This is a genomic window from Actinacidiphila bryophytorum (genome assembly GCF_016916835.1).
Classification (GTDB): Bacteria; Actinomycetota; Actinomycetes; order Streptomycetales; family Streptomycetaceae; genus Actinacidiphila; species Actinacidiphila bryophytorum.
On the sequence record NZ_JAFFIX010000013.1, the window covers coordinates 79063 to 96907 of the forward strand.

A 17845-nucleotide genomic window follows, 5' to 3' on the forward strand; every position below is an offset into this window, starting at 1 on the left:
ACGCCCTTGTCCCCGCCTCGGGTTGCGGCACCCAATCTACTGCGCCCCCTCCAGCGGCTCGTCGAGGAAGTCCGCCACCAGCTCGCTCGCGAGGGGGCGGCACTCGTCGAAGTAGGCGTGCCGGGCGCCCGGCAGGAGGTGCAGCCGGGCGCCGGGGATGCGCTGGGCGAGCAGGGTGGCGTTGGCCGCGGGGTTGAGAACGTCGTCCTCGCCGTGCAGGACGAGGGTGGGCGCCGTGATGCCGGGCAGGGCGTCCCACGCGTCATGGGCGTTGCTGGCCCGCAGGTGGAGGCGGCGGGCGTACGCGGGCATCGCCGGGTCGCCGAGGGTGGGGTGGGGGCCGGGGTGGGCGGCCCGCCAGGCGGGCGTGTACATCATGTCCGCGAGCGCGGCCTGCGCGTCGGGGCCGGCGAGCGTACGCCGTACGTCCGCGGACCGTTCGACGGCATGGCGGCCGCCCGGCGAGGTGCAGCCCAGGACGAGCCGCCGTACGCGGTCGGGGTGCCGGGCGGCGACCCACTGCGCCACCCGGCCGCCCATGGACGTCCCGTAGACGTCGGCCCGCTCGATGCCCAGGTGGTCCAGGACGGCGACGACGTCGTCGGCGAAGCCGGGGGTGGAGCAAGGGACGTCGGGCTTGCCGCTGGCGCCGGTGCCCCGCAGGTCCGTGGTGAGGGTGCTGCGGGTGCCGTGGAAGTCCGCCCGAACGCGGTCCCACCAGGTGTGGTCGCAGGCCTGGCCGGCCAGCAGCACCAGCGGCCGACCCGCACCCTGCTGCTGGAAGGCCAGCCGGGTGCCGTCGTGGGCGCGGGCGTGGGGCATCGTTCCTCCGTGAGTCGCGGGCGGCGGCAAGGGACCGGTCAGGCCAGCAGGTCGGCCTCCCGGCCGCGTCCCGCGGCGAGGGCTGCCCGGTAGGCGGCCCAGCCGACGGCCAGGTCCTGCCAGGGCAGGCCGACGGGTGCGTAGACGGTGGTCTCCGCGTCCCCGGTCCGGCCCGGTGCGTCGCCGCGCAGGACCTCGCCGAGCGTGCTCGCCGCCTCCCGCAGGCGGGGTTCCGCCCCGGCCAGGGCGCCCGTCTCGGCGGCGAGTGCCACGTCGTCCACCACGACCCGGGCGCGCCGCAGCAGGTCCGCTCCCAGTTCCGCCTTGCCGGGCTCGTCGGCGCCGAGCGAGGTGACGTGGGCGCCGGGCCGCACGTCGGCCGCGTACAGCACCGGTTGCCGCGCCCAGGTCGCGGTCACGACGACGTCGGCGCCCGCCGCTGCGTCGGCGGCACTTGGCGCGACGCCCGCGGGCACGCCGAGCCGGTCGCCGTGCCGGTGCGCGAAGTCGGCGGCACGGTCCTGCGCGGTGTCGTGGACGGTCAGCCCGGTCACCTCGCGCAGCTCCGGCAGCCCGCGCAGCACCAGCTCGGCCTGAGCGCCCGCGCCGATCACGGCGACGCTTCGCGCGTCCGGCCGGGCCAGCACGTGTGTGCCGAGGGCGGCGGCGAGTCCGGTGCGCCATGCGGTCACCGTCGCCGAGTCGAGCAGCGCGAGCAGTTCGCCGGAGTCGAGGCTGTGCAGGCAGACGACGCCGCGCAGCGCGGGCCGGGAGTGGGGGAACTTCGCGTTGACCTTCACCGTGTACGCGGGGATGCCGGCCACGAGGCCGGGCAGCAGCGCCGTCGCGGAGCCGCCGGGCAGCGGCACGGCGACCCGGCGGGCGGTGGAGCGGCCCGGGGCCGCGGTGAAACCGTGCCGGAGGGCTTCGACGCAGGTGCCGGGGTCGAGGACGGACTCCAGGTCGGATCGGGAGAGCAGGAGCGTCACCGGTCCTCCTTCCCGCGTGGACACGCGCACCGCTTCGGAAACAGAATCGCCGTCAGGACGGTACTGTACCGGGAACCCCACGCGGACAGAGGGCGGAGGTGACACGGTGCCAGCGCCGAAACCGGGAGCCCCGGTCCGCGGGTCGAGCACCGGCCGCCCGGTGATGGCCGCGCTCGACCTCTTCGGCCGCCGGTGGAACCTGCGCATCGTCTGGGAGCTGCGCGAGGACACCCTCGGCTTCCGCGCCCTCCAGCAGCGCTGCGACGGCATGTCCTCCAGCGTCCTGCGCCAGCGCCTCACCGAACTCCTCGACGCGCGCGTCGTCGAGCAGCAGCCGGACGCCGCCTACCGCCTCACGGAGCTCGGCCGCGGCGCCTACCAGGCACTGCGCCCGCTGATGCGGTGGTCCGGCGAGTGGGCGGCGGCGCTGGCCGGCGAAGAAGACCACCGTTAGGCCGTGTTTTGGAAGTAGCGCCGTCCGCCCACAGGGCGGGCCCCGCGGCGTCCGGTGCGTGCGATCGCAAGGCGGAGGGTCGTCCTCGTAGTGGGCCTGCTCGGACGACTCCGACAACGCAGCGAGCGTGCGTGCCAGGCGTCGCGGGGCAGGCGGGACTTCCAAAACACGGCCTAGAGGCCCAGCGCGACCGCGGGGCCGGTCTCCGCGGCGCCGCCCACCAGGACCCACGGGCCGCTCGGACCCGGTCCTGCGGTGGCGACCACGGTGGCGGGCGCCCCGAGGGAGTCGCCCATGTCGACCCGCAGGGTGGACGGGCGGCGGCCCGCCAGGTGCGCGGCCAGGCACGCGGTGCTGTTGGCGTTGGCCACGTCCTCGGGCACGCCGATCGAGGGGGCGAACATCCGGGCCGCCGCGCGTCCGTCCGGCGACGGGGCGCTGTGGACGTAGGCGCCGAGCAGGCCCGCCCGGTCGCACGCCTGCCGCAGCGCCGCCAGGTCGGGGGCCAGCGCGGCCAGCGTCTCCCGGTCCGGTACGCGGACGAGCAGCCGCGGCCGGCCGACCGAGGCGACACGGCACTCCGCCCGGTCGATCCCCAACGCGCGCAGCAGCGGGCCGGTTTGCGACGGGTCGGCCTCGCGCAGCTCCATCGGGCCCGGATCGAAGACGGCCTCGCCCGCGGTGGCCTCGCCGGCGAAAAGGCGGCCGCCCGCGCGCAGGTCGAACCGCTCCCGGCCGGTGCGCTCGGCCAGTACGGCCAGCGCGGCGACGGTGCCGTGCCCGCAGGCGGGCAGCTCCTCCGTCGCGGTGAAGAAGCGCAGTCCCACCGGCCCCTCCCGGGGCACGGAGACGAACACGGCGTGCGAGGTGCCTGCTGCGGCCGGCACCGCACGGCGTTCTGCGTCGCTCAGGCCCGTGTCGTCCAGGACGGCGGTCGGGCTGCCGCCCCGGCCGTCGCGCAGGCAGGCGCGGACGATGGTCGCGTGCAGTGTCACCGGTGCCCCACCTCCAGGTCCATAGCCGGATAGCGCGCGCAGGTGAAGCCCGCGGCGGCGTACACCGGTGCACCCGACGGGCTCGCGTGCAGCTGGACGTAGCGGATGCCGCGGGAGTCCAGCCATGCGACGAGGGCGTCAACGATACGGCGGGCGTGGCCCATTCCGCGCGCTGAGCGGTCGGTGACCATGCCGTCGATGTAGCCGCGCCGCCCGTCGGTCCGCCCGGGGCCGGGCAGGTGGTAGGTCTCCCAGGCCATGCCGGTGGCCAGCAGCCGCCCGCCGGGACCTGCTCCGGCGACCAGGCAGGTCCAGTCCTCGCGCCCGGCGATCCGCTGCTCGAACCAGGTGCGCGCGCACCGCCGCCAGCGCTCGTCCCGGCCGCCCGGGTCGGTGCCGAGGTCGGCGAGCATGACGGCCCGCAGCCGGACGAGCTCGGGGATGTCGGCCGTGGTCGCGGTCCTGAGCTGCATCGGGTGGTCCTCCGTTCCGGCCCTAGGCCAGGTAGTCGCTGAAGGCGGGTGTTCCGGGCTCCTGCGGGAGCCGCAGCACGCGCGCGGCAAAGGAGACGGCGTGGTACCAGCCGCACAGCAGGAGCAGGTCGACGGCGGCCTCCTCGCCGACCGCGGCGGCCAGCTCCCGCCATTCGGCGTCGGTCAGGTCGTGCGCCTCGCACAGGGCGTCCACCGCGCGGATCACCGCACGGTCGCCGGGGTCGGTCCAGCAGGGGTCCTGGTGGCCGCCTGCGACCAGGGAGCGGATCTGCCCGTCGTCCAGGCCCGCCTTCCGTGCGAAGACCGCGACGTGGACGCCCCATTCGTACTCGGCTCCGCATCGCACGGTGGTGCGCCCGATCACCAGCTCGCGGTGGCGCAGCCCCAGGGCCGACTGCCGGGACAGGTAGTAGCGGCCCCAGCCCTGCAGCCCGTGCGCCCGCTCGGGGCGCCGGGCGAAGACCCGGAAGAGCGCGATCCGGCCGCCCAGCGCGTCCAGGGCCGCGGCCGTCGCCTCGTCGTGCGGCGGTTCCGCGGGGGCGACGCGCGGCGGTCCTTCCCGCTTTGGAAATCGAAGCATGCACACGACGCTAGTCCGCTTCGGAAAAAGAAGCAATGGGTGTCTGCTCCGCTCCGGGGTCAGGCGGCGAGCGCGGCGCAGGCCGCGGCAACAGCCTGGTCTGCGTAGCCGCCGCCGAAGAGCACGGTGTGGACCAGCAGCGGGAAGAGCTGGTGCAGCGGAACCCTGGCGCCGAAGCCGTCGGCGAGCGGCGCGGCCTCCCGGTAGGCGCCGAGGACCAGATCCAGGTGCGGGCAGCCGAAGAGCCGCAGCATCGCGAGGTCGGTCTCCCGGTGCCCGCCGTGCGCGGCCGGGTCGATCAGCCACGCGTGCCCGTCGGCGCCCCACAGCACGTTGCCGTTCCAGAGGTCGCCGTGCAGCCGGGCCGGCGGCTCCGCGGGACCTGCGAGCGCGGGCAGCAGGTCGCAGACGCGCTCCACGGCCGCCGCCCCCGCAGCGGGCATGGCACCGCTGTCCACGGCCTGCCGCAGATACGGCAGCACGCGGTGTTCCGCGTACCAGTGCGGCCAGTCCTCGCCGGGCGTGTTGCGCATCGGCGCCATGCCGATCCAGGCGTCCCGCGGCCCACCGGGCGGCGCCGCGCCGAAGGCCGGGGCGCCGGCGGCGTGCAGGGCGGCCAGGTCCCGGCCGAGCCGGGCCGCGGCCTGCGGCCCTGGGCGGCCGGTCGCGACCCGGTCGGTGACCAGCCATACGTCGTCGCCGCCGCGGACGGCCGGCACGCGGACCGCGCCGGCGTCGGCCAGCCAGCGCAGCCCTGCCGCCTCGGCCCCGGCCGCGCCGGGGCCGTGCCCGCGCTTGACCATCACCGACTGGCCGCCGCCGAGGTCGACCTCGGCGACCGCACCCGACACCCGGCGCTCGCTGCCGGCGCGCCGCCCCGTCAGGCGGGCCGCCGCGGCGGCGTGGCTTTCGGGGGTCATTCGGCGAGGTGGTCGCGGACCCATTGCAGCAGGCCGGGCATCGCGGCCTCGATCATGCTCAGCATTTCTTCGAAGCCGTCGGGGCCGCCGTAGTAGGGGTCGGGGACGTCGGGGGCGCCGGCCGCGGACGGGTCGAAGGAGCGCAGCAGCCGTACGCGTGACGGGTCGTCGGCGAGTCGGCGCAGCGCCTTCTCGTGGCCCCGGTCCATCGCCACCAGAAGGTCGGCGTCCAGGTGGGCGGGGCCGACCTGGGCGGCGACGTGCTCGATCGGGTAGCCGTGCGCGGTCAGGACCGCGGCGGCGCGCGAGTCGATGGCGTCGCCGACGTGCCAGCCGCCCAGCCCGGCACTGCTGACCCGCACCCGGTCGTCAAGGCCCGCCCGGCGCAGTTCCTCGGCCATGACGAGCGCGGCGGACGGCGACCGGCAGATGTTGCCCGTACAGACGAAGCTGATGTGCACGGCACCACACTATGGCCGCCTGCGGCAGGGCGCGTGGCGCGGCCGACTGCCCGTAGAGAGGTGGGCGCCCCGTCAGTCGCTCAGGATCCGCTCCCACAGCAGCCCGTCGTGCCATTCGCCGTCGAGGCGGATGGAGGAGTGCGCGACGCCGTAGGGGGTGAAGCCGTTGCGGCGCAGAACGCGCTGCGAGGGCAGGTTCTCCAGGTTGGTGGACGCCTCGGCGCGGTGCAGGCCGAGTTCACCGGCCATCACCTGGAGGGCGAGGCCGAGGGCGCGCCCTGCGTGGCCCTGGTTCTGGGCGACGGTGCCGATCCAGTAGCCGACAGAGCCGCGGCGCAGGTGCGGCTGCGGGAGGATGCCGCCGATGGTGACCTGGCCGATCACCTGGTCGCCGGCGAGCACCACGCCCGGCCAGACCGTGCCCGCCCGGTGTCCTGCGAGCAGGTTCCCGATCCGCCTGGCCTGGCCTTCCGCGGTGAAGAAGTCGGCCGGCTGTTCCGGTTCCCACTGGCGGAAGGCCGCCTCGTCCCGTACGCGGTGCTCGGCGATCGGTTCGGCGTCGGAGGGCTCGACCAGGCGGATCCGGGTGGTGCTGTGCATGTGCTGTTCCTCGGTGCGGTGCGGTGCGGGCGACTCGGACGGCGTGGGGGGGGTGAGCGCGCATTGTCGCAGCGTGCGACCGTCAGGCCAATTGGTTTTCCCGGCGGGAACGAGCGGGAACGAGCGGGAATGAGCCGCCGGCCGGCGGGGTTGGCCGGGGTGTGACTGCGAATCCAGGGACCGAGGTCCTGCACTACACGGCCTTCTCCGCCGACCCCGCGGGCGGCAACCGCGCCGGTGTCGTCCTCGACGCGTCGGGGCTCGACGACGCCTCGATGCTCGCCATCGCCGCCGAGCTGGGCTACAGCGAGTCGGCGTTCCTCACCGCCGGGGACGGTCCGGGCGCGTACACGATCCGCTACTTCAGCCCGAAGGCCGAGGTGTCCTTCTGCGGCCACGCGACGGTCGCCGCCGCCGTCGCGCTGGCCGAGCGGGACGGTCCCGGCGAGCTGGACTTCAGCACCGCGGCGGGCCGCGTCCCGGTGAGCGTGGTGCGCGAGGACGGCGAGCTGCGGGCGACGCTCACCAGCGTCGAACCGTCCGTGGAGCCCGCCGACCCGGCCGACGTGGCCGAGGCGCTGGCCGCGCTCGACTGGCCCGCGGCGGACCTCGACCCGGCGCTGCCGCCGCGGATCGCCTATGCGGGCGCCCGCCACCTGGTGCTCGCCGCCGCGACCCGCGGGCGGCTGGCCGACCTCGACTACGACTTCGCGCGCCTCGAAGCGCTGATGCACCGCCTGGACCTGACGACCGTGCAGCTGGTGTGGCGCGAGTCGGAGCGCACCTTCCACGTCCGCGACCCCTTCCCGGTCGGCGGAGTGGTCGAGGACCCGGCGACAGGCGCGGCGGCGGCGGCCTTCGGCGCGTACGTGCGGGAGCTGTCGCTGGTGCCGGCCTCTGCGGTGCTCACCCTCCACCAGGGCGCCGACATGGGCCGCCCGGGCACGCTCAGGGTCGAGCTTCGCGACGGCGACCCGCGGGTGCGGGTGACCGGCACGGGCGCACGGATCGGCTGAGGGCCAGGTCGTCGTGCAGGCCCCGGTCGTCGTACGCGCCCCCGGCTGTCACACCGTCCTGCACACCCGCAGCTCGGTGAGGTAGCGCTTGGTGACCCGGCCGCCGTAGCGGGTGTCGATCAGCCCGGCGACGCAGGACAGCAGGCCCTCGCGGGAGGCGGCGGGCAGGGCGCGGTGCCCCGAGTAGGTGCGCAGGACGTCCACGTACTGCCCGGTGGTGTAGCTCAGGTCCCACTCGTGGCGGCGATGGACGACCGGCCCGAAGCGGCCGCTGCGGGCGGCCTCCGCGGTGTGGCCCGCGGTGTCGACCTCAGCGGCGGCCGAGGGGCGCAGGCCCGGCGGGGTGGCCGGGTCGAAGCGCTCGTAGCAGCGCTGGACCTCGGCGAAGAAGTCCTCGGTGCCGCCCGCCACATGGTGCGTGGCGACCACCGCGAGCGCGCCACCGGGCCGCAGCGCGTCCGCGGCCTTGGCCATGCGGACCGCCGGGTCGATCCAGTGGAAGGCCGTCGCGGCGACCACCGTGTCGAAGGGCTCGGCGGGCAGCGGCCAGCTCTCGAAGTCCGCGGTGACGACCTCGACGCCGGGGTGGCCGGCCAGGGTGCGCCGCGCCACCGCGGCCATGCTCGCGCCCAGTTCGACCGCGGTGATCCGGCAGCCCCGTTGGGCGAGCGGCACCGTCGCCTTCCCGGTGCCCGCGCCGACCTCCAGGACCCGGCATCCAGGACCGGTGCCGGCCAGCTCGTCGAGGTCGGCGAACAGCTCGGGCGGGTACCCGGGCCTGGCCCGGTCGTAGAGTTCCGCGTCCTCGTCGAAGGTCCTTCCGAGCAGGACCCGGCGCCTCTCGTCGGGCGTGTCGTCGCGCATCCGGCCCATGCTACGGCGTGTCCCGGGCGGGCCTCAGCTCGTCCCGAAGGTCACCCGGTAGTAGCAGGCGCCCTTGCAGGCCATGGTCGCCGCGTCGTCGAAGGCGTAGGAGTACGCGTACGGTTCGGCCTTCTTGAACACCTGCGTGTAGTCGACCGGCCACTTGGCCGGGACGCAGTGCTCGCGTCCCGCCCAGGCGCCGCGGCAGCAGTACGTGTCGCCGCCGAAGGCCGCGCAGGGCGGCTTGCAGCCGATGACGTGGCCGCCTGCGGTGGCCTGCATGGCGGTGGGGCAGTCCACCGCCCGGGTGCAGGTGCCGCGGTAGCAGCCGGCGGGGGTGAGCGGGTCGGTGGTGGCGGTGTGCGAGATGTTCACGTACATCGGCAGGTTGGACCCGTCGACCATGCTGACGTCGTAGAAGTCCATGCCGTCGAAGGCGTCGAAGGTGAATTCGCCCAGCGTGGTGGGGGTGACGGGGCCGCCGCACGTGGTGGTGCAGTCGCCGGTCAGGCAGTGGCCCGAGGCGTCGCCCGTGCAGCCGGTGCGGCCCCATATGCGGCCGCCCCAGGAGTTTCCGACCACGAGCGAAGTGGCGGCGCCGGGGGCCAGTTCGCGGCCCCGGGGGTAGGCGGCGGTGCCGGTGGCCACGGCCCATACGGTCTGCGAGGTGTGGTTGACGATGACGATGCTGCGCCGGCCGGCGGGCGCGGACTTGCCGGCGGACGGCGCCTTCTCGGCCGCCGGGGGCGTGGTGGGGGTGCCCGCCCGGCGGCTGGGCGGCGGTGTCGGTACGGGACGGGTGGTCGTCACGGTCGCGGTCGGCGCGGCCGTCGGTGCGGACGGCGCCGGGCTGGTTGCGGTGGCCGCCGGGCCGCTGCTCGCCGCGGAGCGTACGGCGGCCGGTCCGCCGCCGGCGGAGCCGCCGCCCCGGGGTGAGGCCGGCCAGACGGCCAGTGCGACGGCGACGACCCCCACGAGGGCCGCCGCGGTCCGCGGCCAGACCGGGCGGACCCGGTGCCGCCTGCGTGTCGTTGCGTGACTCATGCCCAGGAGACCGGACCGGCGCCCTCGCGATAACAAGAACGCCGGTCCGCGGCACTCATCTCGCGGTGACCGCCGGGCTGTTGTAGCCCTCCACCCGCAGCTCGGGCCGCCCCGAGGGCAGCGCGTGCGCGGGCCAGGACAGCATGACCTGGCGGGACTCACCGGGCAGCAGCCACAGGTAGTTGTCGCCGTAGAGGGTCGGCAGCACCCGCTCGCCCGTGGCCCGGTCGAGCAGCGACAACCGCACCATCGCGGCCACACCCGCACCCCGGTTGCGTACGGTCGCGGTCAGCGCGCGGCGCGAACCGTCGGCGGTGACCCGGCCGATCGAGGCCGACATGCGCACCTGCCGCGCCGAGTTGAGCGCGGTCATGGCGGCCGGGGTGCGGTAGCGCCAGTAGTGGTTGCGGGACAGCTCCCGCCCCCGCCCGTCCGCCAGCACGAGCCGCAGCAGGTGCAGGTCGGGCAGGGCGTCGGTCCACCCGGCGGTGAAGGCCTCGGCGACCGCTGCGGAGGCGACGTCCACCCTGGCGCTGCGGGCCGCACCGAGCGGGCGCCCGTCCAGGTCGTAGGCCTGCGCGGTGACGCGGGCGCCGCGCAGTTCGCTCGCCGTGTGGTTGACCGCGATGACCTGCCAGTCGACGGGGTCGGCCTGGACGTGCAGCGGCTCGCACGCCGACCTGGCCCCGTAGTAGGTGCCGTTGACGTCGAAGTCGTAGTCGTAGGTCTGCCACACGGTGCTGTGCCACGCCGGGTGGGACATCCACAGCATCAACCCGCTGGCGTCGTCCCACAGATGGGCGTTCCACGCCTCGAACATGCTCCGGGTGTTCTCGTAGTTGACGAACTGCGCCTTGCGCGCGAAGTCGTCGAGACCGCGGGCGGTGCCGAGCCTGGCCTCGATGGCGGCCTTGTAGTTCTGGGGTGCCTGGTTCCCGTGCTCGCTCCAGTCGTGGTAGTACCAGGCACCGCCGATCGGCCACTCCGGGCCGTCGCCGACCATGTTGCGCATGCTCTCGGCGGTGGAGACGACCGGCATGCCGATCTCGGTGTGGAAGCCGAAGCTGTTGCTGCCGTAGGAGGCCGGGTCGTAGTAGCGCTCGGGCTCGATCCAGTTGTACGGGCCGCCGCCGTTGATGATCCCGCCGGCCGAGTTGTTCTGGTAGAGGATGCCGGGGGCCTGGGACTGCACGGCGTCGCGCATGCCGTCGTCGATCGCCTGCGGCGGGTTGCCCTCGTTGGCGCCGCACCACACCACCACGCAGGGGTGGCTGCGGTAGCGCAGCACGGTGTCGCGGGCGAGGGCGTTGTACGCGTCGTGGTCCGGCGGGTCCATGCCCCACGCGTTGGGGAAGTCGTTCCACACCAGGATGCCGTGCTCGTCGCAGGCGGCGAAGAACTCCTCGCGGTCGCTGCTGCCGACCCAGTTGCGGATCATGGTGAAGTTCATGTCGCGGTGCATGCGCACCGCCGCGTCCATCCGCTCCGCGGGCATCCGGCGCAGCAGTTCGTCCCAGCCCCAGTTGCCGCCGCGGCACAGCACGCGCACCCCGTTGACGCTGATGCGCAGCGGATCGGGCGAGTTCTTCACGGACTTCACGTCCGTCCAGGACTGCCCGTCGTCCGAGACCTGGATGACGTACGTCTTGGGGTAGGCGGCCTCCCACAGGATCGACACCCGGTCGAAGGTCTGCGCCGAGCCCAGGTCGACCGCGATCCACTGGTGGTCGGCGTACTCCGACGACCAGCGCGTGCCGGGCTTGCCGTCGGTGGCGTTGACCGCCGGGTTGCCGGGGTCCTCGCTGGAGGCGGTGACGGTGCGGTGCAGGGCCAGGTCGGTGTCGGCCCGGTTGCTGTCGACCACCGAGAGCGACCACAGCGAGTTGCCCCAACTGGTCTGCCGCAGCCCGCAGTCGATTCGCACGTGCCGGGCGGTCACCGGGTCGAAGTCCTCGGTCTGCAGGCTGGCGTCACCGCCGTTGAAGGGCAGCGGCACCGCCGAGTTGTCGACGGCCTCGGCGTCGGTCCACGCCGAACCGTCGGCGGAGACCTGCACCACGTACGTCCTGGCGTACGCCTGCTCCCAGGTGAGGTCCACCCGGTCGAAGGAGCGCACCGCGCCCAGGTCCAGCTGCAGCCACTGGTCGTCCTCGAAGGCGGAGGACCAGCGGGTGGCCGGGTTGCCGTCGGTGGCGTTGCCGGGGCCGTGGTCGTCCTCGTCCACCGAGGAGGAGGTCGCCGTCGCGTGCAGCGCCAGGTCCACCGACGGCTGCGTGCTGTCGACGACGGCCACCGTCCACAGGGAGTTGCCCCAACCGGTCGCCCGGGTCCGGCAGTTGATCCGCACGTAGCGGGCGCTGCGCGGGCCGACGTCCACCGACTGGGTGTAGGCGTCGCCGCTGCCGGAGAAGGGCAGCGGCACCTTGTACTCGTAGCCGAACTGCCGGATGCCGAACCGGGTCGTACGCCGGTCGCTCTGCGTGCCGCCGACGGTCACCGTCATCGTCAGGTCGTGCAGGGCCGCCTCGCCGAGGCCGGCCGGCCACCACAGTCGGGGATTGCGCACCCGCAGCCGGCTGAACGCGTCGGGGGCGAAGGTCACATCGAGGCTCTGACCGGCCGGGACGGTGACATTGCGCGAGACGCGCACGTCGCCGAAGGACGCCGAGACGGTGGCGGCGCGGTCGGTGCCGCTCGCGTTGCGCACCGGCACCGTCAAGGTCACCTCCGCCACGGAGGTGTCGGGCAGGTTCGGCAGGACGGTGTCCACGCGCGGGTCGCCGATCACGACGTCACCGGTGGAGCGCAGCCTGACGTGGTTCCAGATCCCGGACACCCGGTCGCGTACCGCGGGCATCCAGTCCCAGCCGGAAACCGCCAGGTAGGTCGGAGAGTTGAGGTTCATCTGCCCGGCACCCGCGTCCACCCAGGACTCCCCCGCGGGTCCCTTGTCGCCGGGGCTGCCGGGGGTCGGCATCGGGGTGATCTTCACCGCGAGCGCGTTGCCGCCCTCGGCCGCCAGCAGGGCCGTGACGTCGTGCGCGGAACGCGCGAAGGGGTACGTCAGGCCGCCCACGTGGCTGCCGTTGAGCCAGATGTCGGCCTGGTGGTTGACCCCGTCGAACTCCAGCCACACCCGGCGGCCCTGGCCCGCCGGCAGGCCCCGCGGCAGCTCGAAGTCCCGCTTGTACCACCAGGAGTGGCGGGACAGCGCCTCGGGGATGTGCAGGTTGTTCAGCCCCGCGACCGGGTCGGGCAGCTTGCCCTGGTCGACCAGCGACGCCAGGACCGTGCCCGGCACGGTCGCCGGCAGCCAGCCGCCGGTGTCGACGGTCGTACGCGACAGGTCCGCGCCCTCGCCGCCGGCCCAGTCGTCCATGGTCAGCGTCCAGCCCGACTCCAGCGGCACGGTCCCGTCGGCGGCGACGGACAGCGCGGGCGCCTTGTGGTCGTGCCGCCCCCAGTCGGTCCACCCGGTGGCGCCCGCCCGGTGGGCGGGCGGGGTGCCGTACACCTCGAAGCCGTTGAGGCCCAGCGGGTTGGGGTTGGACCGCTTGCGCGAGGTCATCCGCACCCAGCGGGCGGTGACCGGCTGGTCGAGCTCGATGTCCACGACGCCGCCGGTACCGGCGGTGGTGCGGTGGACGCTGGTCCACGAGCGCCCGTCGCGCGAGGTCTCGACCACGAAGTCGACGGCGTAACTCGACAGGATCTCCCGGCCCGTGGTGCCGTCCGCCCAGTTGCCGGAGGCCGGCTTGGTGAAGACCGGGTCGCCCGCGTCTCCCTCGAAGGTCAGCCGGACCGCGGTGACCTGGCAGTCCCCCTGCAGGTCCACCGATATCCACTGCGGGTCGCCGTCCGCCGCCCGCCAGCCGGTGCCGCGCACGCCGGGCGAGTTGAGGCCGTCGACGGCGAACTCGGCGGGGGTGGGCGCGTAGTCGGTCGAGGACACCGCGACCGGGCGGTACGCGGCCAGCTCCCCCGGGCCGCCGGGCTCGCCCGGCGGCACCTTCGCCCCCGGCTGCGCGCCGGGCGCCGCGGCGGACGCCGCCCCCGGGACGGCGGCGGCGAGCCCGAATCCGGCCAGCAGGGTCGAGCCGGTGGCGACGACGGACCGCCGGGAGGGGCGGGGCGACGGTTCCGCCCCGCGGTGCGAGGGGTGCGGCGGGTGCGACTGATGCGCCATGCGCGAGGTCCAATCACGAGTGCGAGTCCTGCTGAGCAGCCCTCAGGGGTGATGCCGGCGGCCCCTGATGACAACGTTGCCGTAGCGCACCGCCAGGGTCCCTGCGGGAGCCTCGCGGAATGAATGACAACGTTGCCAAAGAGTGGAACCCAGGCCGCCGGTTGTCAATCCCCCCGGGTGGGATTGACGGCCGGGGCGTGCCCCGGCCGGGGGGCGAGAGGGCCGCCCCCCGGCCGGGCGGCCCGGGCAGTGGCCCAGGAAGTCCGTGCACAAGTGGCCCACGGCGGGGCGTGGTTCGGGGTGCCGGGCGCGGCCGCGTCGGACGCGGGGGCCGGGGCCGTATGCGGCAGAGGATTCGCGGCGCACGAGCACGTCACGTAGGAGCGCTTGGCGCACGAGCCGTTAGGCGGGGGCGGTCAGGCACGAGCGCGTCGGGCACAAGCCCGCCACCGGCAGGCACGCGGGCACCCGCCGACCACAAACACCGCCACGAAGAGCCCGCGGCACAGGCGTACCAGGCACGGACGTGTCCCGCGGCAGCACGCGGGCAGAGCGCCGCAACCACACGCCCGCCCGGCACGGACGCGTCAGGCACAAGGCCATCGGGCACGAGCCCGCCCGGCACCGGCAGGCACGCGGGCACCCGCCGACCACAACACCTCCGCCACAAACCCGCCCGGCACGGGCGATCGGTCCGGAGCCCGCCCGCCACCGGCAGGCACGCGGGAGCCCCCCCTCGGCCCCCCGCCACAATCACCGCAAGCCCGCCCGGCACGGGCAGGCGGCCGGCCGGGCGGCCCGGCCGGGGGAAAGGGGGCGCATGAGCGATGAGTTCGGGCGGCGGTGGCGGTCTGCCCTGCATGACTCGAATCATCGCTGACATCTCGGTCTCGCTCGACGGCTTCGTCACCGGCCCCGACCCCGGCCCGGGCAACGGGCTGGGCACCGGGGGCGAGGCTCTGCACAGGTGGGCGTTCTCCGAGGACGCCGACGACCGCCGGGTCCTGGGTGAGGGGACCGCGCGCTCGGGGGCGGTCGTCCTCGGGCGGCGCCTGTTCGACCAGGTCGACGGCCCGGGCGGCTGGGACGACAGGACGGGCTACGGCGCCGGCGAGGTGGGAAAGCCCGCGTTCGTGGTCGTGACGAGTGCGCCGCCGGAGTCGGTGCGTACCGCCGACCTCGACTGGACGTTCGTCACGACCGGCCTGTCCGATGCCGTGGCCGCCGCACGTGAGCGGGCCGAGGCCGCGTCCGCCGCGGCCGGCAAGGACCTCGACGTCGTCCTCATGGGCGGCGGCGCCACGATCGGCTCGGCGCTGGAGGCCGGGCTGGTAGACGTACTGGCACTGCACCTCGCGCCCGTCGTGCTGGGTTCGGGGACTTTGCTGTTCACCGGCGGCGCGCGGTACACGCTCGTACAGCGGAGCGTGCTCGCGACGTCGACCGCGACCCACCTGACCTACGACATCGCGCGGTGATCCGATGACCACTGTCAACGTCCAGGGCATCGACCTGGGCATCGAGTCCTTCGGCGCCGACGACGGGCCCCTCGTCCTGCTCGCGGGCGGCACGACCATGCTGTCCTGGCCCGACGCGCTCTGCGAGCGCCTGGTCGCCGGCGGGCGCCGGGTGGTGCGCTACGACCTGCGCGACAGCGGCGAGTCCACGACGGCGGATCCGCTGGCGCCCGCGTACACCCTGCGCGACCTCGCCGCCGACGCGGCGGCCCTCGTCGACGCGCTCGGCGGCGGACCCGCGCACCTCGCGGGTATCGGCGTCGGCGGGATGGTGGCCCAGGTCGCCGCGCTCGACCACCCGGGCGCGTTCTCGGCGCTCACCCTGGCCGGCACCCGCGCCGTCGCCCCCGGCCCGCCCGACGACGACCTCCCCGACCACGACGCGGCGGCGATGCGCCGGCTGTTCGCGCGTACGACGCCCGACTGGGGCGATCGCGAGGCGGTCGCGGACTTCGCCGCCGCCGGGGCGCGGATCCTCGGCGACGACCCCGCCGCAGCGCGCGCCCTCGCCGCCCGCATCTGGGACCGTACGCCCGGCACCGCGCCCCCGGTGCAGATGGCCAACCAGCTCGGCATGGTCTTCTCCCGGCTCGACTGCGCACCCCGCTGGCGCGAGCGGCTGCCCGCGCTCAAGGTCCCCACGCTCGTCGTCCACGGCCTCGAGAACCTCTTCTTCCCGGTGGCCGACGGCGAGGCGATCGCCCGTGCGATCCCGGGCGCGCGCCTGCTCGTCCTCCCGGAGGCCGCCACCGCGATCCCCGCCGCGGCCGTCCCCCAGGTGGCCGACGCGATGCTCGCCCTCGGCTGACGGGTCCCGCCCGGTCAGTGCAGCTGCTCGGCCAGTCCGACGATGATGCCCTCCGGGCCGCGGAGGTAGCAGAGCAGGTAGCTGTCCTCGTACCGGGCGATCTCACCGACGAGTTCGCCGCCGTGGGGGCGCAGCCGGGCGACGGTGTCCTTGATGTCGTCGACGGCGAACATCACGCGGTGCGTGCCCAGGATGTTGTGCGGCCGGTTGCGCGGCCCGGCGCTGATCACCGCGGGACTGCGGTACTTCGCGAGTTCGAGCCGGCTGTGGCCGTCCGGCGTCCGCATCATCGCGATGTCGCAGTGCACCCCGTCAAGACCGGTGCACTGGTCGGCGAAGCCCCCCTGGACCTCCCCCCTGTCCTCCAGCTCCATCCCCAGCTCCTCGAAGAACGCGACGGCGGCGTCCATGTCCTCGACGACGATCCCGACGTTGTCCATCCGCTGCACAGCCATGGCCGGCCTCTCCTCACGTCCGCACGCGCGGCCGCTGTCGGCCGCCACTGCCCCTGGGTCGAAGCCGAGCCCCCGTTCTCGACATCCGCCCCCGCCAACTCTCACCCGCACCAGCGACGGCGCCACGTAAGACAGGCCGTGGATCTCGTGGGGGACGGGGCCGGCCTTCAGCGATTAAGGTCCGGCGAGTTCTTCCAGTTGCTGGACGACGCGCTCGATCGGCGCGGTGGCGTCGATCTCGGCGGTTGCGGTGGCCCGCAGCAGTGGCTCGACGATGGCCAGGTGATTCAAGACGGCGTCGCGTTCTTCGGGCTGCTTGCCGTAGGGGTTGTCGGTCCGTGCTGTGATGCGGGCCAGCAGAACCTCGGCGGGGGCACTGAGGAGGACGACGTGGTCGAACAGCGGATAGAACTGGCCTTGGTCGGATTTGCAGCCGGCGACGAACAAGCTGCCGGTGGCATGGCCGGTGAGGAGGCCGGTGATGGCCTGATCACGCCAGACCCAGTCGGTGGACCCGTCTGTCAGCGTCACCCACTGGCTCCAGGCATCCGTGTCGGTGTCGACCGTACTGTGCCCACGTGAGCGCAAGTGCACCAGTGCCGTCGACTTGCCGGTTCCCGACATGCCGGTGATCAAGACCTTCGCCATACTCAGAGGCTATGCGAGTCCCTGCAGCGGCCTCGGCGTGATTGGCGAGGCGGTCGATCATCGCGGCGGCCACGAAGTCGTCGGAGAAGGCCTCGCCGCCGTCGTATGCGAGAAGATTCGACGGAACCGTCGCACGCTCGGGCGGCACACGGCGGAGGGGTGCTGCTGGTGAGGCGCGGGCGGAATGGGAGCACGTCGCCGCAGCGGCGCGACGAGTCGCGGCTGCGGGCGGCAGCGTGGATGGTTCGGGTCGACCTGTCGGGCCTGCGCGATTACGCCGCGAGTTTTCTCCGCGGCAGGATCGGCAGCCGCGAGAGCCGCTACCGAAGCCGGTTGATCCGGCGTTACGTCGGCTACGGCGGCCGCTACCTGCACCTCCGGGGCGGGGTCCTGTTCTGGCCCCGGCCCCGGCAGCGGCTCTTCCAGTACCGGCTGCGGTGGTCTGCACGAAGGGCCGACGTCGAGGACCTGGAAACGCTCCTGGACACCGGGGGCTGGCGCGCCACCTGGCTGTCTCGTGGCTGGTCGCAGCCGGTCGGCGCGCCGACCTCCGCAACGGAATCGACCGGGAGTTGCAGTCCGACGCACCGCGCGGATACGGCTGGGACTACTGCACGGCCCTGGTCCGACTCGGCATGCAGAGCCGCTCCTCGCACCAGGCGGGTTGTGGGAACAGTGGTCCGGTGGGGAAGGCAGGGAGTCGGTGGCGGTGGCGCGCCACAAGATCCTCGCCCGCGCGGCCGTCGCCGCCGTCACCGTGATCCTCGGGCTGGGCGCCGCCGCCGGTGCCGCTCAGGCCTCACCCCCGCCGGGCAGCGGCTTCATGTTCATGGGCTACTTCCCCACCTACGCGAGCTGCGTCGCCCAGGCCCAGGCCAACGCCCCGATCCACGGCCCGGTCTACATCTGCGAGTACGGCACCAACGGCTTGTACCTGCTGTGGATGCACTGACCTGACGCGCCCCCGGCACGGCCCCGCGGCACACGAACGC

18 protein-coding genes are annotated in these 17845 nt (G+C 74.3%); 5 read left to right on the forward strand and 13 right to left on the reverse strand.

Annotation, left to right across the window (positions count from 1 at the left end; all coding sequences use genetic code 11):
- Positions 1-36: 36 nt before the first annotated feature.
- Positions 37-822 carry an alpha/beta fold hydrolase gene (locus JT723_RS20015; RefSeq protein ID WP_205046082.1) on the reverse strand — a complete coding sequence of 262 codons (786 nt, stop codon included), beginning with the start codon at positions 820-822 and terminating at the stop codon, positions 37-39.
- A 38-nt stretch (positions 823-860) separates the two neighbouring features.
- Entirely contained in the window at positions 861-1811 is a 951-nt protein-coding gene (locus tag JT723_RS20020) for an ornithine cyclodeaminase family protein (RefSeq protein WP_205046083.1), read from the reverse strand.
- A gap of 106 nt (positions 1812-1917) precedes the next feature.
- Here JT723_RS20020 and JT723_RS20025 point away from each other — a divergent pair, with 106 nt between their 5' ends.
- Positions 1918-2265 carry a winged helix-turn-helix transcriptional regulator gene (locus JT723_RS20025; RefSeq protein ID WP_307794042.1) on the forward strand — a complete coding sequence of 116 codons (348 nt, stop codon included), beginning with the start codon at positions 1918-1920 and terminating at the stop codon, positions 2263-2265.
- A gap of 173 nt (positions 2266-2438) precedes the next feature.
- Here JT723_RS20025 and JT723_RS20030 read toward each other — a convergent pair whose 3' ends face one another.
- From JT723_RS20030 to JT723_RS20050, 6 genes are all read right to left on the reverse strand, one after another.
- Positions 2439-3260 carry a PhzF family phenazine biosynthesis protein gene (locus tag JT723_RS20030; protein WP_307794043.1) on the reverse strand — a complete coding sequence of 274 codons (822 nt, stop codon included), beginning with the start codon at positions 3258-3260 and terminating at the stop codon, positions 2439-2441.
- Positions 3257-3733, reverse strand: a complete 477-nt coding sequence (locus JT723_RS35240) for a GNAT family N-acetyltransferase (RefSeq protein WP_240165895.1) — start codon at positions 3731-3733, stop codon at positions 3257-3259. The genes JT723_RS20030 and JT723_RS35240 overlap by 4 nt, the downstream gene beginning before the upstream one ends.
- Before the next feature lie 22 nt (positions 3734-3755).
- On the reverse strand, positions 3756-4334 hold the full coding sequence (locus JT723_RS20035; protein ID WP_205046085.1) for a carboxymuconolactone decarboxylase family protein: 579 nt from the start codon (positions 4332-4334) through the stop codon (positions 3756-3758).
- Between the two features lie 59 nt (positions 4335-4393).
- On the reverse strand, positions 4394-5254 hold the full coding sequence (locus JT723_RS20040) for a fructosamine kinase family protein (protein WP_205046086.1): 861 nt from the start codon (positions 5252-5254) through the stop codon (positions 4394-4396).
- Positions 5251-5715, reverse strand: a complete 465-nt coding sequence (locus JT723_RS20045; RefSeq protein WP_205046087.1) for a low molecular weight protein-tyrosine-phosphatase — start codon at positions 5713-5715, stop codon at positions 5251-5253. Before JT723_RS20045 ends, JT723_RS20040 begins: the two co-directional genes overlap by 4 nt.
- Positions 5716-5787: 72 nt before the next feature.
- Positions 5788-6315, reverse strand: a complete 528-nt coding sequence (locus tag JT723_RS20050; protein WP_205046088.1) for a GNAT family N-acetyltransferase — start codon at positions 6313-6315, stop codon at positions 5788-5790.
- A gap of 161 nt (positions 6316-6476) precedes the next feature.
- Between JT723_RS20050 and JT723_RS20055 the strand changes: the two genes are divergently transcribed.
- Entirely contained in the window at positions 6477-7331 is an 855-nt protein-coding gene (locus JT723_RS20055; protein WP_205046089.1) for a PhzF family phenazine biosynthesis protein, read from the forward strand.
- Between the two features lie 48 nt (positions 7332-7379).
- Here JT723_RS20055 and JT723_RS20060 read toward each other — a convergent pair whose 3' ends face one another.
- Genes JT723_RS20060 through JT723_RS20070 form a run of 3 tightly spaced genes read right to left on the reverse strand, consistent with a single transcriptional unit; the run spans position 7380 to position 13425 of the window.
- Complete coding sequence (locus JT723_RS20060) at positions 7380-8195, reverse strand: class I SAM-dependent methyltransferase (RefSeq protein WP_205046090.1); 816 nt, start codon at positions 8193-8195, stop codon at positions 7380-7382.
- A gap of 33 nt (positions 8196-8228) precedes the next feature.
- Positions 8229-9239: a thaumatin family protein gene (locus JT723_RS20065; protein ID WP_205046091.1), complete on the reverse strand. Its 1011-nt coding sequence runs from the start codon at positions 9237-9239 to the stop codon at positions 8229-8231.
- A gap of 55 nt (positions 9240-9294) precedes the next feature.
- Positions 9295-13425 (reverse strand): discoidin domain-containing protein, encoded by a 4131-nt coding sequence (locus JT723_RS20070; RefSeq protein WP_205046092.1) that lies wholly within the window; start codon positions 13423-13425, stop codon positions 9295-9297.
- Between the two features lie 860 nt (positions 13426-14285).
- On the opposite strand from JT723_RS20070, the gene JT723_RS20075 reads away from it, so the two are divergent.
- A complete protein-coding gene (locus JT723_RS20075; RefSeq protein ID WP_205046093.1) occupies positions 14286-14903 on the forward strand; it encodes a dihydrofolate reductase family protein in 618 nt (205 codons plus the stop codon).
- 4 nt (positions 14904-14907) lie between these two features.
- Positions 14908-15750: an alpha/beta fold hydrolase gene (locus JT723_RS20080; RefSeq protein ID WP_205046094.1), complete on the forward strand. Its 843-nt coding sequence runs from the start codon at positions 14908-14910 to the stop codon at positions 15748-15750.
- A gap of 14 nt (positions 15751-15764) precedes the next feature.
- Here the strand turns inward: JT723_RS20080 and JT723_RS20085 are convergent, their stop codons facing one another.
- Positions 15765-16205: a VOC family protein gene (locus JT723_RS20085; protein ID WP_205046095.1), complete on the reverse strand. Its 441-nt coding sequence runs from the start codon at positions 16203-16205 to the stop codon at positions 15765-15767.
- Between the two features lie 174 nt (positions 16206-16379).
- Positions 16380-16853 carry an AAA family ATPase gene (locus JT723_RS20090; RefSeq protein WP_205046096.1) on the reverse strand — a complete coding sequence of 158 codons (474 nt, stop codon included), beginning with the start codon at positions 16851-16853 and terminating at the stop codon, positions 16380-16382.
- 709 nt (positions 16854-17562) lie between these two features.
- On the opposite strand from JT723_RS20090, the gene JT723_RS20095 reads away from it, so the two are divergent.
- Positions 17563-17805 (forward strand): hypothetical protein, encoded by a 243-nt coding sequence (locus JT723_RS20095; RefSeq protein ID WP_205046097.1) that lies wholly within the window; start codon positions 17563-17565, stop codon positions 17803-17805.
- The last annotated feature ends 40 nt before the right edge of the window (positions 17806-17845 follow it).

Bases quoted from the DNA above. Each gene is read 5' to 3' on its own strand.
- JT723_RS20080 (WP_205046094.1), top strand. From the start codon at position 14,908: ATGACCACTGTCAACGTCCAGGGCATCGACCTGGGCATCGAGTCCTTC.
- JT723_RS20090 (WP_205046096.1), bottom strand. From the start codon at position 16,853: ATGGCGAAGGTCTTGATCACCGGCATGTCGGGAACCGGCAAGTCGACG.
- JT723_RS20060 (WP_205046090.1), bottom strand. From the start codon at position 8,195: ATGCGCGACGACACGCCCGACGAGAGGCGCCGGGTCCTGCTCGGAAGG.
- JT723_RS20050 (WP_205046088.1), bottom strand. From the start codon at position 6,315: ATGCACAGCACCACCCGGATCCGCCTGGTCGAGCCCTCCGACGCCGAA.
- JT723_RS20035 (WP_205046085.1), bottom strand. From the start codon at position 4,334: ATGCTTCGATTTCCAAAGCGGGAAGGACCGCCGCGCGTCGCCCCCGCG.
- JT723_RS20070 (WP_205046092.1), bottom strand. From the start codon at position 13,425: ATGGCGCATCAGTCGCACCCGCCGCACCCCTCGCACCGCGGGGCGGAA.
- JT723_RS20065 (WP_205046091.1), bottom strand. From the start codon at position 9,239: ATGAGTCACGCAACGACACGCAGGCGGCACCGGGTCCGCCCGGTCTGG.
- JT723_RS20075 (WP_205046093.1), top strand. From the start codon at position 14,286: ATGACTCGAATCATCGCTGACATCTCGGTCTCGCTCGACGGCTTCGTC.
- JT723_RS20040 (WP_205046086.1), bottom strand. From the start codon at position 5,254: ATGACCCCCGAAAGCCACGCCGCCGCGGCGGCCCGCCTGACGGGGCGG.
- JT723_RS20085 (WP_205046095.1), bottom strand. From the start codon at position 16,205: ATGGCTGTGCAGCGGATGGACAACGTCGGGATCGTCGTCGAGGACATG.
- JT723_RS35240 (WP_240165895.1), bottom strand. From the start codon at position 3,733: ATGCAGCTCAGGACCGCGACCACGGCCGACATCCCCGAGCTCGTCCGG.
- JT723_RS20015 (WP_205046082.1), bottom strand. From the start codon at position 822: ATGCCCCACGCCCGCGCCCACGACGGCACCCGGCTGGCCTTCCAGCAG.